Annotated in this window: 1 pseudogene; it reads right to left on the bottom strand. The window is 55.4% G+C overall.

From position 1 onward, the window contains the following. A pseudogene (locus C446_RS15770) lies at positions 1 to 876 on the bottom strand (ISNCY family transposase); the annotation flags it as partial.

Genomic DNA, 876 nt, shown 5'->3' with positions numbered 1-876 from the left:
CTCCTTCTTTGCTCTTGATTTTCCCGATCGCCTCGTAATCGTCTTCGTACTTCGGCACTGGTGTCAGGTACACAAGCCCGCGGTCGTGAATCGTTGCGTACACCTCGTTACTGTAGAATCCCCGGTCTAGGAGCACTTCGTCGAGATCGACGTACTGCTGGGCTGTGTCCAGCAGTACGTCAACCACATCCGCCTTCGAATCGGCTGGCGCATCTTCTGGTTCCCACGCAGAGCGTTCCTTGACTGGCTCGATACCTAGGATGATTGGGACATCGTTCCCGACGATCGTGATCGTCGCGAACGTATACCCGTGCTTGATTTCCCCGTTTTCTTTGTACCCGCTGACCATCGGCGGATACTCTGCTTTCGGGATTTTCTCGTCCTTGTCGATCCACGGCCAGACGTGGTAGGGAACGTGTGTGAAGTCGACGGCCGCCACGACGTGGCGGTCGTCGAAGGGATCTTCGTGACGAATCGTCTTGAGGATATTTTCGGTCGCCGCGTTGAACGAGGCTATCACAGCCTCTCGGTACAGTTCAGTGAACGCGACGATATCCTCGATCTGCAACTCCTGAACGGAGCGCGTTACTTCCTCGTCGGATGGCGTCGCAAACTGCTTGATTACTCGGAGAAACGTTGAGTCGTCACAGATCTCGTTCTCCTCAAGGAACCAGCCAGCTTCTCCTTCTGAGTGAGCACTCCCCTGCGTGAGGCACGCGTTGGAGAACAGATCAAGGATCTGTTCATCCTCATAGACCCTGTTGTCAGCTCTATCGGAGTCGAACTCTGCGAAGCCGTGTCGGCGAGCGAGTTCGACGACCTTACTCCCGTGCTCGCGCACGTGTTCGCGAGACACTGTTGAATCGGATTTATCGT

It is taken from the genome of Halobiforma nitratireducens JCM 10879, assembly GCF_000337895.1.
Taxonomy (GTDB): domain Archaea; phylum Halobacteriota; class Halobacteria; order Halobacteriales; family Natrialbaceae; genus Natronobacterium; species Natronobacterium nitratireducens.
This window is presented reverse-complemented; position numbering and strand designations above follow the sequence as displayed.